The sequence below is a fragment of the Humitalea sp. 24SJ18S-53 genome, from assembly GCF_050632385.1.
In the GTDB taxonomy this organism is placed as follows: domain Bacteria; phylum Pseudomonadota; class Alphaproteobacteria; order Acetobacterales; family Acetobacteraceae; genus Humitalea.
In genome coordinates, this window is record NZ_CP192599.1 from 5,813,159 (window position 1) to 5,826,557 (window position 13,399).

Consider the following 13,399-nt stretch of genomic DNA (forward strand, 5'->3'; position numbering starts at 1 on the left):
TGATCCACGCCCGCAGACCGACCAGTTCCACCTGTCCGACCACCTGGGGCGAAGTGGGGGTGTCTATGCCGCCCCGCCATCCATCATTTCGGCGTTCGGATACGCTTTGCGACAACAAGGCCAACGATGAGGCCAAACCCCGTTGTCAGCAAAATAGCAACGATCACGCCGTTGATATTGAGCGGCAACCGGAACCACGTACTGGCGTAGGGAAGCCGCAAAAATTCTACGATTTGGATATTTCCAGCGACCATCGCCCTCGCGATTTCTGCCGGATCGACTTGCGCCAGATATCCGGCCGGGACTAGTTCGCCAAAGACCGACCATTGGGAATTGTAGCAGCAGCCGAGAAACATTGTGCCGCAAAACCATCCGGCTGCTGCAAAAAATAAGGCAATAACGGTTTGGAAAAGGCGTCGCCCGATTTGCTGACCGTTATCAGCCGTCCTCTCAGATCGCTTCTGCTTCATCGGGAATGGCTCCGGCTGAGACTTCGGTTCCGGCGCAGCAAGGACAGAAGATGGTGATTCCACAACGGTCAGCGCGCGGGCATTCGCCAGGTCGGGAGTGGTTGGCATGGTGGCGCGCGTCGTCACGGCAGAGGGTGTCGCAATGGCTTCCTCGACGTTTAAAGCAATCGTGGCGTTGAAACCGTTCTCCTGGTCATGGCGCAGCAACCGATCTACCTGCGCCAGCAGACCCGCTACCTCGTCTGGCGTCTTCGGGGGATCGTCGCTCTGGCTTACGTAGTCGCCGTGCTGGTCCAGGATCGACACGGCGCCGTGCTCATCCACGATCTGCCAACCATAGGGTAGCAGCGCCTGGACGGCCGCGATGTGGTCTGCCCTGCTGTTAGAAAGTTCAATCCGTGGTTCATCTGTCATGGTGCGCGAAGGTCCGGATTTCTGAAACACTCACCGATGAGCCATCGCATGCCGAGGTCATTTGACCCGCTCGCGCGCGGCAGACGGTTAGAGTGTCGCAGCACACATCCCGCCCTAGCGTCTTCAGGCGACGACGGTCGTCCGAAAGACCAATCGGCAGAGCCACCGACGATGCATCCGGCGATGAAAAATACAGCTGCAGTGGATCCGATCACCATGCGTTTTCGACGACTCCCCACGATGTCAACCCCATGAGACTGTGCGGTCTGGGGCGCTGCAACCCGCTCCAATTGAACGCGGTCGCCAAACGCGGCGGCGGGACGCAAACGGGACAGTTGCGCCCCGTCGAAGTGTGTCATCCGCCAGGGAATGTCTGAACCGTCGACGCTTTCGACGACAATCCGCCGCCCTCGCCTCGATTCCGTCGTCTCACCGATCACACGCCAGATTTTTGATCCGTTTCCTTCGACAGTCATAAAGACCAGTTCACCGTGCGTGAAGCGTGCCGGCGCCGCCTCCGGGCCATGCGCTGAACGGCCCGACGAATGGGACGGGGTGGGTTTTCTATCACGGACCGCTGCTACCGTTTGGCTTACCACATCGGCTTGTTGCTGCGCCTCGAATCGGAAGTCCATGATCGCGCGATAGCCGGCGAAAATGACCAGGCAGGCTGCTGGGATCGCGAAGAGGGAAAAAACCACCAAACCCATCAGGCCATTCCCGAAACCGCGGCCAGCACCTTCAATGCCTTGATCTTGTTGTCCGCGCCGCCGCCGAACCACATGGCGTTCAGCCCCGCCTCCGGGTCCTTTCTTGCGCGCAGTCGCGCCCGCTCATCCTCAGCCCAGGTGATGGCGTTGTAGAGCGCCCAGGCCGTCTCGCTGCCGGCCTGCGGATCAACAGCCGACTGTGCCGCCAGTCGCGTCTCGGCCATTTCCCGCCGCGACGGCAGGTTGTCCGGCGCCGGCCCTTTCGGCGGGGGGCCGCAAAGTTGAGTGAGAAGGTCCAAGCGTTCCTGCGCCTTCAAGGCCCGCGCGACCATCGCCGCGAACGTGCGCCTTGACCGCTCCGCAAAGGCTTCGATCTCGTTCATCATCGCATCTGCTGCCGCCCCGGCTAAGCGGTCATGCATGGCGCCTGTGTGGCGCACTTTCGCGAAAGTCGTTGATCCACACTCGGCAGCGGACAACGTGTTCTGGCAGACGACGCGGATTGGCGTGAACCGGATGCTGACGGCACCCTCTCCGTTGTGCCGATTCCGCAAGAGCAGGTAGCGTTCAATTGTCTCATCTTCCTGGACCTTCATGTCGTCCCGGAGCCGTACCTGCACCCAGACAGTCTCTCCATCGCCGAGCGCGCCTGCGGCCTCGTAACGTGCCCAATCGGTCGCGATGAGCGGGTCAAAGAACGCGAAGGCTTCGGTGTTCTGAAGCGGTTTGTAGCGGGATGTCACCATTCCGAGCGCGACGGGGTCAGGCTCAGGCTCGACAGGATCGCGCATGATCGTCATGCGGTTCCATCGACCGCGGCCGTCCTGCTTGGCCCCTGCCGCCGGCGCCAAACGGACTTGCCAGTCGAGGTTGCCGGCCCGCAGAAATTCGGCGGCGCTCGCTGACGACTCTACCTTTTTACCGAGTCCGTGCCACGGCGTTTCACCGACATAGACCATCGAATCACGGAATAGATTGTGCGCCACGTAGTTTCCCCCGCTATCATCGGAGAATGACACACCTCAGTTCGTTTGTGCATCGGTTTCGTGTCGGAAATTCGGTGTGGCCGGCAGCGCCCCCTTGAAACTCCAATGCACTCAAGAGAAAATTCGCGGGTAGGGCCATATCTAGACCCCCCCCCCCGAAGCGGATAATGGGGGGGGCGCCCGGCCAGCGACCACGGCAGCGGTTCCAGCATCGATCCACGCGCGCGGACCTGCGAACGATGCCGGCCGCCTGGCGCACCACCCGGCCCTGACTTCATCGGCGAACACTAGCCCGGTTGGTATCTATCCGGCCTCCAGCGTCCCATGCCGTGGCGCTAAGGCTGACAATCAGTCCCCTGCCGTGTTGTCTGGTATCCGCCCTGACCTCATGGAGCGCGAAGCCCGCCAGCGCGCAGCGCCTGCCCCCACGAGGCCATGGGGTGGTCTGAGCGCAGTTGTCCTCCGGCCCACCGGATAGGGGGAGAAGGGGGCAGCTTGGCGACTGTGAAGCGGACCATTCGGACCGGACAGAATGCGGCTCGATCGGCGACGGCTATTCGATCGCCTTTGTCGCGCTGCCGATCCACACCGCCTGATTCCGCGCCTTCAAAGCGGGAGGAATGGACGCGGCGGGGATCGCGTGTTCAGCCTTCTCGTCACACCCGGCGCGTCGCCGGATCCGGTTGCAACGCCCGTAGGCTGACCCGAAATGGAACTTTCAGCCCGCGCGCGTGGACCGATTGCGCGATACGCCCCCTGTACTGCGCTGCTGGTTCTGCTTTGGAACGCGCCGGCTGTTGGTCGCGGCGAGGCACTGTCCGACGACGCGGTGCGACGGGCGATCATTGCAGAGAGCATCGCGCAGTATCCATCCGTCTGCGCCTGCCCTTATTCGGTCATGCGGAATGGTGCGGCCTGCGGCGGGCGCAGCGCTTATTCCCGCCCTGCGGGGCGATCGCCGATCTGCTACTTGGAGGACATTCCGCCGGACATGATGCGGCGCTGGCGCCTCGGGCGATGACAGTTCGCGGGCGAAGACGGCTGGCAATTCAGGGCCGTCGGGCCGCGAAAACCGAGAGCCCGTTGGGGCGTATGTTGGGGCAACGGTCTGACGCCAACCAAAAATCATAGAAAAATCAACGGGTTTGGCGCAATTTAATGGTGGAGCCAGGCGGAATCGAACCGCCGACCTCTTGAATGCCATTCAAGCGCTCTACCAACTGAGCTATGGCCCCACACATCCGCCGGACCAGAAAATCCTGCGGAGGCGCGCTCTTACCGCCGCCGCCGCGACCCCGCAACCCCCGCGCCGGAGGTTTCTCGCATCGGGCGTCAGAACAGCCCGTCGATGCGCCCCTCCGCGTCCAGCCCGATGCGTTCCGCCGCCGGGCTGCGCGGCAGGCCTGGCATGGTCATCACGTCGCCGCACACGGCCACGACAAAGCCCGCGCCGGCCGACAGCCGCACATCCCGCACCGGCAGCAGGTGCCCGCTGGGGGCGCCCATCTCGGTCGGGTCGGAACTGAAGGAATATTGCGTCTTGGCGATGCAGACGGGCAGGTGGCCAAACCCCTGCGCCTCGAAGGCCAGCAACTTCTTGGCGACGGCGGCGGGCAGGGCGATGTCGGCGGCGCGGTAGATCCCCGTCGCGATGGCGCGGATTTTTTCCGCCAGCGGCAGGTCCAGGTCATACAGCGGCGCGAATCGGGCGGTTCCGCCATCGACCAGGCGGCGCACCGCCTGCGCCAGTTCCGCCGCCCCGGCGGCGCCATCGCCCCAATGGGTGCAAAGCACCGCCTCGGTGTCCAGGGCCGCCATCGCGGCGCGAACCGCCTCGATCTCGGCCGCCGTGTCGCCGGAAAAGCGGTTCAGCGCGACCACCACCGGCAAACCAAAACCGCGGCAATTCTCGACATGCCGCGCCAGGTTCACCACCCCGCGCCGGACCGCCGCGACATCCTCCGCCCCCAGGGCCGATTTCGGCACCCCGCCGTGCATCTTCAGCGCCCGGACCGTGGCGACCACGACGCAGGCCGCGGGCGACAGCCCCGCCTGGCGGCACTTGATGTCCAGGAATTTTTCCGCCCCCAGGTCGGCGCCAAAGCCGGCCTCGGTCACCACGATATCGGCCAGCCGCAGCGCCAGTTGCGTCGCGATCACGCTGTTGCAGCCATGCGCGATATTGGCGAACGGCCCGCCATGGATCAGCGCCGGCGTGCCCTCCAGCGTCTGCACCAGGTTCGGCATCAGCGCGTCGCGCAGCAGCACCGCCATGGCCCCATCGGCCTGCAGGTCGCGCGCGGTGATCAGATGCCCGTCGCGCGTCTGCGCCACCACCATCCGCCCCAGCCGGTCCTGCAGGTCTTCCAGATCGGTCGCCAGGCAGAAGACCGCCATCACCTCCGACGCCACGGTGATGTCGAAGCCGTCGTCACGCGGAAACCCGTTCGCGACCCCGCCGAGCGACCCGGTGATGTGCCGCAGCGCCCGGTCGTTCATATCCACCGCCCGCCGCCATCCCACGCGGCGCGTGTCGATGCCGAGCGCGTTGCCCCAGTAGATGTGGTTGTCGATCATCGCGGCCAACAAATTGTTGGCGCTGGTGATGGCGTGGAAATCGCCGGTGAAATGCAGGTTGATGTCCTCCATCGGCCCGACCTGCGCGCGCCCGCCGCCCGTCGCCCCGCCCTTGACGCCGAAGCACGGCCCCAGGCTCGGCTCCCGCAGGGCGGCGATGGCATTCACCCCGGCCGCGGCCAGCGCATCGGTCAGCCCGATGGTGGTGGTGGTCTTGCCCTCCCCGGCGGGGGTCGGGGTGATGCCGGTGACCAGCACCAGCGCGCCGCGCCGCCCCGTGTCGGGGATCAGCGCCGGATCGACCTTGGCCTTGGACCGGCCATAGGGAAGCACCGCCTCCTCCGGGATCCCGGCCCGCGCGGCGATCCGCGCGATCGGTTGCAGCGGCGTGGCGCGGGCGATTTCGAGGTCGGTACTCATGCGATGGTGGTCCCCCCTACCGGCCGGATTACGTGGCCTTCCGGGGCGCGGCAAGCCGGGCCAAAGCAAGCCGACGCTGGCGGCGCGCGCGGCGATGCGGCACACAGCGCCGATGGACAGCCCCTGCCGCAAATCCTGTGTGCTGCGGGCAGATGGCGCGCTCTGCCTCGGCTGCGGGCGCACCCTGGCCGAGATCGGCGCCTGGCCGACGGCGACCGAGGCCGAACAGGCGGCGATCGTGGCCGCCGCCCGCCAGCGGCTCCAGGCGATGGCGGCCGCCGCGCAATAGGACCACGCAATAGGACCACTGGCCTTCCGCGGAACCTAACGGCAGGATGACACCGAGGAAACAACCCCGGGAAAACAGCCCATGACCAAGACCTGGCCCCGCCGCGCCGTGCTGGCGCTGACCGCCGCGCCTTTCGCCGCCCCCTGGATCGCGCGCGCCCAGCCCGCCCCCGACTGGCCGACCCGCCCGGCCACGATGCTGATCCCCTTCGTCGCCGGCGGACCCTCCGACATCACCGGGCGTTCGATCGCCCAGGCGATGTCCACCACCATCGGCCAGCCCGTCGTCGTCGAAAACCGCCCCGGCGCGAATGGCGAGGTCGCCGGCCGCGCCATGGCCCGCGCCGCCCCCGATGGCTACACGATGATGACCGGATCGATCGGCGTCTTCGCCATCAACGCGGCCCTGCGCCCCAACCTCGGCTACGATCCGGTGAAGGACTTCACCCCGATCACCCTGGCCGTCACCACCCCCAACGTGCTGGTGGTGAACCCCGAGAAGGTGCCGGTGCGCACCCTGCCCGAACTGATCGCCTGGCTGCGCGCCAATCCGGGCCGCGCCTCCTATTCCACCAGCGGCGTGGGGTCGTCGGATCACCTGACCTCGGAACTGTTCAAGCAGCGCATCGGGGCGGACATCGCCCATATCCCCTATGGCGGCGGGGCCGCGGCCGCGACCGACCTGATCGCGGGCAATGTGCAGCTGTCGTTCCAGAACCTCGGCACCGTCGCGGGGCATATCTCCGGCGGCCGCCTGCGCGCCATCCTGCAGACCGGCCCGACCCGCAGCGCGGTCATCCCCGACGTGCCGACGGCGGCCGAGGCCGGCTTGCCCGATTTCGTCGTCACCTCCTGGCAGGCGGTGATGGCGCCGGGTGCCATGGCGCCCGCCCTGCGCGACAAGGTCGCGGGCGCCGTCATCGCGGCGTTGAAAACACCGCAGGTCACCGAACGCCTGGGCAGTATCGGCCTGACCGTCGTCGCCAATACGCCGGAGGAATACAGCACCTTCCAGCAGGCCGAGATCGCCCGCTGGCGCGGCGTGATCGCGGCGGCGAACATCCGGCCGGAATAGCCCGGGCGGCGCTGTGAAAAGGGGCTCTTCGCCCCTCCCGCAGCGCCCATCGCGAGCCTTCGAGGATCATTCTGGACCTGGCACGGCGCGCCGGCGGCGGCGCGCCGTGCCGATTCGCGGGCGAATGGAATTTTTGTGTTGAAATGGAACTTTTGTCCCGCTATGCTCTTTCTCGTCCACAACATCCCACGAGAGGAGGAACCGGCCATGTCGCTGACCCGCACCGAGATGGATCGGAAGATCGACGAACACTTCAGCTTCGAGGCCAGTGACAACGTCCAGGGCGTCCTGGCGACCCTGGCGCCGCAGGTCGAACATGACATCGTCGGCTGGCCCACCGGCCCGACCCATGGCCGCGACGGCGCGCGCCCCTTCTACGAGGCCCTGTTCGCCGACCTGTCCGACGGCAAGGTCGAATGCCTGAAGCGCCTCTACGGCGATGATTTCCTGGTCGATGAATCGATCTGGCGCGGCCGCGCGCCTGGCCGTCCCTTCGGCCTCGAAGGCCGCGACCGCCCGCTCGAATTCCGCCTGCTGCATGTGATCGAATTCGCCGACAACAGCGACATCAAACGCGAAAACGTCTGGGTCGACCTTGCCGCCATCATCCGGCAACTGCCCCAGGTCTGACATGCCCAGCGGTGACAGGAACGGCCAGGCCAATCAGAAGAAGCGCACGCGGAAGGACCTGCTCCAGGCCGCGTCGCGCCTGCTGAAACAGGGTCGCCGCCCGAGCCTGGAGGAGGTGGCCGAGGAAGCCCTCGTCTCCCGCACCACCGCCTATCGCTATTTTCCGCGTGTCGAGACGCTGCTGCTGGAAGCCTCCCTCGACGTCGCCATCCCCGATGCCGAGACGCTTTTTCGCGGCGCCGACGCGCAAGATCCCGTCGCGCGCGTGCAACACGTCGAAGCGGCGTTTCACGAGATGATGCGCGCCAACGAAACGCAGCTTCGCATGATGCTGGCGCAATCCGTCGAACGCATCGCCCGGGGCGATGCGGATGGCGACCTGCCGCGTCGCCAGAACCGACGCTCGCCGTTGATCGAGGCAGCGCTCGCCCCCGCGCGCGACCAGTTCGACCCGGCGGCCCTGCAACGGCTGGCCCGGGCGCTCGCCCTCGTCATCGGCACGGAGGCCTTCATCGTCTTCAAGGACGTCCTGCAGATCGACGACGCCAGCGCCCGGGCGGTGAAGCACTGGGCGATCCGCGCCCTGGTCGATGCGGCGCGCAAGCCCGCCACCCGCGTCTGACCCATCTCGACGAAGGCACGACATGCGGTAAACGGACGGCAGACCAAGAACCCGTCCGGGAGACCGCCGCATGACGCCGCGCCGCAGCCTGATCCAATCCATCGCCGGTGTCAGCCTCGCCAGCGGCGCCGCCCAGGCGCAGGACGCCTTCCCGTCGCGGCCGATCACCCTGGTCGTGGCCTGGGCGCCTGGCGGGTCCAGCGACCTGGTCGGCCGCATGGTGGCCGAACAGATGTCCAAGACCCTCGGCCAGCCGGTGGTGGTGGAAAACCGCCCCGGGGCCTCCGGCACCATCGGCCAGGCCTCGGTCGCGCGCGCCCGGCCGGATGGCTACACCATCCTGATGTCCGGCCGCGGCACTTTCGCGATGGCGGGGCACCTGATGGGCAACCGGGGCTATGACGATGCGCGCGACTTCGCCGCCATAGGGTTGCTGTGCGAAACGCCGATCTACCTCTGCGTCAACAACCAATTTTTGCCGCGCGACGTGCCGGCGCTGATCGCTGTGGCCAAGGCGCGGCCGGGGCAGCTCAACTACGCCTCCTCCGGCGCCGGCAGCTCGGCGCATATCGCGACGGAACTTTTCCTCGCGATGGCGGGGATCGAGGTCCAGAACGTCACCTATCGCGGCGGCGCCCCCGCCGTGCAGGCGCTGATCACGGGTGAGGTCCAGATGGCCTTCGTCGATGCCGTCACCGCCCTGCCGCTGATGCAGGCCGGCACGGTGCAGGGCATCGCCATCGGCAGTGCCGCGCGCTTCGCCCTGACGCCGGCGGTGCCGACCATCGCCGAGACGCTGCCCGGCTACGAAATCTCCTCCCAATTCGCGCTGCTCGCCCCCGCGGCGACCCCCGCGCCGATCATCCGCCGGCTCTGGACGGCGATGGATGCGGCCATGCGCGATCCCGCCCTGCTGGAGCGCCTGCGCGCCGCCGCCTTCATCCCCCAGGTCGGCACGCCGGAGGCATTTCCCGCCTACCTCGCCGCCGAAACCGCGCGCTGGGGCGAGATTATCCGTGCCCGCCGCATCACCATGGAATAGCCGCGTGGACAAAACCCTGCCGGCACGAACCGAACTGCATGCCATCCCGACCCTGACCCTGACCGACCAGCAATTTTTGGTGGGCGATTCGGGGGGCGTGCCCACCACCATCACCGGGATGCTGAGCCTGGCGCAGGGCGCCACGCCGCAACCCGCCGTGGTGCTGATGCATGGCTCGGGCGGGATCGGCCCGGGCGTGGCGCTCTGGGTGCGGCAACTGAATGCGATGGGGGTGGCGGCCTTTGTGCTCGACGGGTTTACCGGGCGCGGGCTGGTCTCCGTCTCCACCGACCAGGCCCGGCTTGGGCGGCTGGCCTTCGTGCTCGACATCTATCGCGCGCTGGCCTTGCTCGCGCGGCATCCAGCGATCGATCCCGCGCGCATCGTGGTGATGGGGTTTTCGCGGGGCGGGCAGGGCGCGGTCTATGCCGGGATGACGCGGTTTCGCGCGATGTGGAACGCGGATGGCCCGCGCCCGGCGGCGACGATCGCGCTCTATCCCGACTGCGGCACGCGCTACATCGACGACACGGATCTGTTGCCCACGTCCTTGCGGATTTTCCACGGCGTGCCCGATGACTTCAACCCCATCGCGCCAGTGCGCGCACATGTCGCGCGTTTGCGCGAAGCCGGGCACGACGTGGCGCTGACCGAATACGCAGACGCCCACCACGGTTTCGACAATCCGCTGGGCAGCGCGACCCTTATCGCCGGCGCGCAATCCGTGCGCGATTGCCGGATCGAGGAACGCGCGCCCGGCCTGCTGGTCAATGCCGCGACCGGCCTGCCATTCACCTACGCCGATGCCTGCGTCGCGACATCGGCGCATGTCGGTGGCCATGCTGTTGCTGGCGCCGAGGTGCGGCGCGATGTCGCGGGATTTTTGAACGGGCTATTCACGCCCACGATGGGGACCCCGTCATGAAGCTGCTACTCGCCAATCCGAACACCACCCCCGCCATCACCGAGCGCATGGCCGCCGCCGCCCGCGCCGTCGCGGCACCCGGCACCGAGATCAAGCCCGCCACCGGCCGCCTGGGCGCCAGCGTCATCGCCAGCCGGATGGAAATGACCATCGGCGACTATGCCAACCTGGAACTGGTCGCGAGCGAAGGCGGCGATTGCGATGCGGTGATCGTCGCCTCGGCGATCGACAGCGGGCTGGCGGCGATCCGGCAGATGATGGACGTGCCGGTCATCGGCATCACCGAAGCGGCGCTGCATACCGCCTGCCTGGTCGGCGGGCGTTTTGGTCTGGTCGTGTCCTCGGCCCGCACCGGGACGATCCTGCGGGAGATGGTGGCCGCCTACGGCCTGACCTCACGCCTAGCCGGCATCCGCGCGACGAACATCGAGGCGCAGTACACGCTGAACGACCCCGATGCCGTGAAGGATGCCGTTATCCGCACCGCCTGCGCCCTGGTGGAGGAAGACCAGACTGATTCCGTCATCCTGACCAGCGCCGTGATGGCCGGCATGCCGGCGCAGATCGCCGACCGCGTGCCGGTCCCGGTGATGGAAGGCGTCGCCTGCGCGGTGGTGCTGGCCGAGGCGCTGGTGCGGCTTGGGTTGCGCAAGGCGACGAGCGGCAGCTACGCCCGGCCGCAGGGGCGGCAGGTGTCGAGGTTGGGTGAGGCGTTGATGCGGCGATTTGCTGAGTAGGTCGTAAACCCGTAACCGGCGAGCGGCCCCGGCTTGACGATTTCCTGGTGCGGCCCCGACTTCAGACCGCGAATTGACACTTGGTGGGATGAGGTTTGTCGGGCATTTTGAAAGTTCATCCCTGAAACAAAATCGAAAAAAGCGAACATAAACGGTGGAATTTTCTTAAAATGCCCGAGTACGACTTTCATCAGCTCTCTCCCTATGACCTGGAGATACTGGCACGCGATCTGCTGCAGGCGCACTGGGGCGTGACGCTCGAGAGCTTCAAGGTCGGCCGCGATGGTGGCGTGGATCTTCGCTACGCGCCTGGACCGGACAAAACCATCGTCCAAGTGAAACACTACCTTCGTACAGGGCTCAATGGCCTCCTACGCGACCTCAAGGTCGAAGCGGTTAAGGCCCGTCGTCTTCAACCGCGCCGATACGTACTCGTCACGTCGGTTTCGCTGTCGCCTTCCAACAAGGACGAGATCATTGCCGCGATCGGGGCGGACATACTCAAGCCGATGGATGTATTGGGCGCGGGGGACCTTAACAACCTGCTCGGTCAGCATCCCAGCATCGAAGGCGGGCACTTCAAACTCTGGCTCGCAAGCCGCGCGATCCTCGACCGGGTTATCCACAACGCGGCTGTCACGCTGAGCGAGTTCAAGGTCCAGCAGGTCTATGAAAAGGCCAAACGCTATGTCGCGGGCAATGCATATCCCGAGGCGATGAAGATGCTTCAAGAGGAGCGTGTGGTAATCATCGCTGGCCCGCCAGGCGTCGGCAAGACGACACTGGCCGACCTCCTACTCTACTCGCATCTGGAGCGGGGCTATCAGGCGGTTTTGGTCCAGCGTGACATCAAGGAGGGTGCACGGCTTTTCCAGCCCGGTGTGCGCCAGATCTTCTACTTTGACGATTTCATGGGCGCGACATTTTCCGGTGATCGCTACGGTGCTGGCACTGGCGTCGATGATCGCGCGCTTCTTGACTTCATCGCGATGGTTCGCGCCACGCCGACCGCGCGGCTCATTCTGACGACACGCGAGCACGTCTATGCGCAGGCGCTCGATCGATCCGAGCGTCTGCGCCAAGCTGCTCTTGGCGACCTCCGCGTCCTTCTTGCCATGCCGAGTTACACTGAGCGTCAGCGAGCGTGCATCCTTTACAACCATCTGTATTTTAGCGATCTACCAACCGCACATGTGGAAGAATTGCTGCGTGACGATTTTTATCTGAAGATCGTCAAGCACGAGAAATTCAACCCACGTCTGATCGAGTGGTTGTCGAGCTTTCGGCGGCTGCGCACTGTATCCGTCGAGCACTATCGCGCGTTCGTCGAAAACCTACTCCGCGACCCCTCCGAGATTTGGCGCCATGCCTACGAACAGGAGTTAACCGAAGCGGGTCGATCTATGCTCCTTTCCCTTTGGTCTCTGGGCGGAAAATCGTGGGAGCCAGCGCTGCTCGCGGCGTTCTCCGAGCTTCACGCGGCTAGAGCGGCCCGCCACCATTTCTCAACACGCCCCGAGGATTTTGGCTTGGGCCTAAGTGAGTTGGCGAATAGCTTCATCAAACCAACCGGGGTAGGCGGCTTCGAAGTCATTGACCCGTCGGTGCTGGACCTTCTAAATGCCGTGATCCGCACCGCGCCTGACAATGCCGCCGATATCGTTGCGGGTGCAGCCGGCTTCGACCAAATCGGAAAAGTTTGGACGTTTGCAAAAGCGCACTCAAATGGTGGTGTGCTGGCCGCGTTAGGTCAGAATGCTTGGCGCGTTACTCCGACGGTCGCGCGGCTCGCGATTGAGCACCGACGCATCGATCTGGGTGGCGGTGCCGCGGCATTTCGTAGCCCGAGTTACGAGCGGCGCTTGGTCATCATTTTGGAAATGGCCGATAGGCTAGGCAGCAGCCAATTCTTAGAGTTGTTTGCGCCAACGATGGCTCGGCTCGTTGCGGAATGGCAGTCCGGTCAGGCCGACATCAACGACGGAGTGGAGTTGTTGCGCGCACTTGACGTCGCAAACTCGCTGCCGGCCACTGAGGTAGAGGTCCTGCACAGGCTGATTCTGGGCGCGATCCTTATAGAGGCCCGTACTGGTTGCCGCGTTGATGAGCTGCGCGAACTGCTTAGCGTTGTCGATACCACGGACCGGGCAGCCCCGGCGGTTCTGGCTGCGCAGGCGAGCTTTGCTCACATTGAGCAGCACGGATTCTACTCGGAGCTGCGGGAATGCAGATCAGACGAGCAGTTTGATGGACTGATCGAGGATCTTGAACTTTTTCGTGATGGCCTCGGCGTCAACGTCGATCGGCTGATCGAAAGGGTGGAAGAGGCAAGGGCGGAGTTCGAGGAGCATGCGGACGAATATGCCGATCACATGCAGGACGAATGGAAGGAGCGTTCCCGCTTCGACCGGGACGGTGATCGAAGCATTTCCGAAATGTTTTCATCCCTACGTGGGGACCGGGACTGAGTCGCCCTGCCAGCATCTCTGCCGAATGCTACCAA

General features: G+C 65.4%; 12 protein-coding genes and 1 tRNA gene. 8 read left to right on the top strand and 5 right to left on the bottom strand.

Annotated features, from left to right (window positions below; genetic code table 11):
• Window positions 1–83: 83 nt before the first annotated feature.
• The 5 genes from ACQW02_RS27845 to ACQW02_RS27865 form a co-directional block, all read right to left on the bottom strand.
• Entirely contained in the window at window positions 84–884 is an 801-nt protein-coding gene (locus ACQW02_RS27845) for a hypothetical protein (protein ID WP_431283168.1), read from the bottom strand.
• Window positions 881–1,594, bottom strand: a complete 714-nt coding sequence (locus ACQW02_RS27850; protein WP_431283169.1) for a hypothetical protein — start codon at window positions 1,592–1,594, stop codon at window positions 881–883. Before ACQW02_RS27850 ends, ACQW02_RS27845 begins: the two co-directional genes overlap by 4 nt.
• Window positions 1,594–2,580 (bottom strand): DUF932 domain-containing protein, encoded by a 987-nt coding sequence (locus ACQW02_RS27855; RefSeq protein ID WP_431283170.1) that lies wholly within the window; start codon window positions 2,578–2,580, stop codon window positions 1,594–1,596. Before ACQW02_RS27855 ends, ACQW02_RS27850 begins: the two co-directional genes overlap by 1 nt.
• A 1,159-nt stretch (window positions 2,581–3,739) precedes the next feature.
• Window positions 3,740–3,815: transfer RNA gene (locus ACQW02_RS27860), tRNA-Ala, on the bottom strand.
• A gap of 97 nt (window positions 3,816–3,912) precedes the next feature.
• Entirely contained in the window at window positions 3,913–5,577 is a 1,665-nt protein-coding gene (locus tag ACQW02_RS27865; RefSeq protein ID WP_431283171.1) for a formate--tetrahydrofolate ligase, read from the bottom strand.
• A gap of 94 nt (window positions 5,578–5,671) precedes the next feature.
• On the opposite strand from ACQW02_RS27865, the gene ACQW02_RS27870 reads away from it, so the two are divergent.
• From ACQW02_RS27870 to ACQW02_RS27905, 8 genes are all read left to right on the top strand, one after another.
• A complete protein-coding gene (locus tag ACQW02_RS27870; protein ID WP_431283172.1) occupies window positions 5,672–5,866 on the top strand; it encodes a DUF1289 domain-containing protein in 195 nt (64 codons plus the stop codon).
• 81 nt (window positions 5,867–5,947) lie between these two features.
• Window positions 5,948–6,940, top strand: coding sequence for a Bug family tripartite tricarboxylate transporter substrate binding protein (locus tag ACQW02_RS27875; RefSeq protein ID WP_431283173.1), 993 nt, complete (start codon window positions 5,948–5,950; stop codon window positions 6,938–6,940).
• Between the two features lie 207 nt (window positions 6,941–7,147).
• Window positions 7,148–7,570 (top strand): ester cyclase, encoded by a 423-nt coding sequence (locus ACQW02_RS27880; RefSeq protein WP_431283174.1) that lies wholly within the window; start codon window positions 7,148–7,150, stop codon window positions 7,568–7,570.
• A 1-nt stretch (window position 7,571) separates the two neighbouring features.
• The gene (locus ACQW02_RS27885; protein WP_431283175.1) at window positions 7,572–8,192 is read left to right on the top strand and encodes a TetR/AcrR family transcriptional regulator; all 621 of its coding nucleotides are present in this window, start codon (window positions 7,572–7,574) and stop codon (window positions 8,190–8,192) included.
• A 70-nt stretch (window positions 8,193–8,262) separates the two neighbouring features.
• Complete coding sequence (locus tag ACQW02_RS27890) at window positions 8,263–9,234, top strand: Bug family tripartite tricarboxylate transporter substrate binding protein (RefSeq protein ID WP_431283176.1); 972 nt, start codon at window positions 8,263–8,265, stop codon at window positions 9,232–9,234.
• A 4-nt stretch (window positions 9,235–9,238) separates the two neighbouring features.
• On the top strand, window positions 9,239–10,159 hold the full coding sequence (locus ACQW02_RS27895) for a dienelactone hydrolase family protein (RefSeq protein ID WP_431283177.1): 921 nt from the start codon (window positions 9,239–9,241) through the stop codon (window positions 10,157–10,159).
• Window positions 10,156–10,896 carry an aspartate/glutamate racemase family protein gene (locus ACQW02_RS27900; RefSeq protein ID WP_431283178.1) on the top strand — a complete coding sequence of 247 codons (741 nt, stop codon included), beginning with the start codon at window positions 10,156–10,158 and terminating at the stop codon, window positions 10,894–10,896. The genes ACQW02_RS27895 and ACQW02_RS27900 overlap by 4 nt, the downstream gene beginning before the upstream one ends.
• Window positions 10,897–11,066: 170 nt before the next feature.
• Window positions 11,067–13,364 carry a restriction endonuclease gene (locus ACQW02_RS27905; protein ID WP_431283179.1) on the top strand — a complete coding sequence of 766 codons (2,298 nt, stop codon included), beginning with the start codon at window positions 11,067–11,069 and terminating at the stop codon, window positions 13,362–13,364.
• Window positions 13,365–13,399 lie beyond the last annotated feature (35 nt).